Annotated in this window: 2 protein-coding genes; both read left to right on the plus strand. The window is 58.1% G+C overall.

The window, feature by feature from the left end; all coding sequences use genetic code 11:
* Positions 1-993: spherulation-specific family 4 protein (locus tag Ga0074115_RS15500; protein ID WP_060528713.1), on the plus strand; the 993-nt coding region annotated here is incomplete at its 5' end.
* A gap of 207 nt (positions 994-1,200) precedes the next feature.
* On the plus strand, positions 1,201-1,398 hold a 198-nt coding region (locus Ga0074115_RS15505), incomplete at its 3' end, for a hypothetical protein (RefSeq protein ID WP_157292833.1).

Here is a 1,398-nt window from a genome sequence, read left to right on the forward strand (position 1 = left end):
TCCGCCTACAGAACAGCCGTACAGAGTGATCAGTTGATCCCTGCCGATAGCGGCAACCCGAGGCTGCTGAGTCAGGCACAGTTTGAGGGGCGTCTGGATGCAGCGACCGAGAGCAAACCGGCGATCTTGCTGCCGCTCTACAGCTATCCGACGCACTGGGATGCCGCCAGCTACCTCTGGGATGATGTGGCCGCCGCACAGAGCCGGGTCGATATCACCGCGATCATCAATCCGGCCAACGGTCCCGGCACAACCCCAACCAGCCTGGGCACACCAAACGCAGACTATCAGATCGGACTGGCTGAGCTGCGTGACGCCGGGGTGCGCATCATCGGCTACGTGCCCACCTGCTGGGCCAATTCAGTTGCCTCGGCAGGCTGTTACAATAGCCGCACCCTGGACGATATGAAGCGCGATATCCTCAGCTATGCGCAGAACTTCGACATCCACGGCATCTTCTTCGATGAGGCGGCAACAGGCGCAGAACAAGCCGCCATCTATCAAGATCTGACCGCCTATGCCCGTGGGCTTGGGCTGAACTTCATTGTGGCCAACCCTGGCACGGCGACCGATCAGGCCTATATGACGGGTGACAATGGTGTCGATAATGCGGTGACCTTTGAGTCAGATTATGCGCACTGGCTCAGTGCAAGCCAGCCGAGCGACTGGACCCAGACAGCGGCGCCCGGGCAGACCACTGCACTGATCTATGATGTGCCGGATGCGGCGCAGATGCAGGCGATGGCCAACCGAGCCGCACAGTGGAACTTTGGCTATCTCTACATCACCGATGACAGCCTGGACAACCCCTGGGATAGCCTGCCCAGCTATTGGAATGATCTGGTCGACACCCTCAGTGGCCTGCAGGCGGGGGATGACTACGATGGCGATGGGATGCTCAATGCCGAGGATTCCTGTCCGCTGGTCAGCAATATTGGGGACATCGACTCAGATGGCGATGGCCTGGGGGATCTCTGCGATGCGGGCCCATAACGCCGCTACTGCCAGCGCCACCACACCCTATCTCTGGCCGGTGCATGATTCGGAATAGGCTGAGATAACCCTTTGAGTTTGCGCCACCGCGTGAGAAATGGGTCACGTTCCTGGCAGATGCAGCAGAATTGTATTGATCGCATTCACAAAAAATTGACAATCAGTAGCAAGAAGTAAAATCCACTTCCGCTTTAAGGGCATAAAAAAATGGTAAGGAAACACCCCCTCAACTGGCTCGGATCCGCTGAACTGCTCTTCATCGTCATCCTGTTTTTGAGCCTCAATGCCTTTGCCGAGCCTCTGATCCAGACTGGCTTTGACAGCGGTGCGGATGGCTTCAGCTATCAGGACGATAGCTTCCGCGGCACCAGCGCGCCCGCCTATGCGGATGGGGCGTGGAACCCC

Source organism: endosymbiont of Ridgeia piscesae (assembly GCF_001443665.1).
Lineage (GTDB): Bacteria > Pseudomonadota > Gammaproteobacteria > Chromatiales > Chromatiaceae > Endoriftia > Endoriftia persephonae.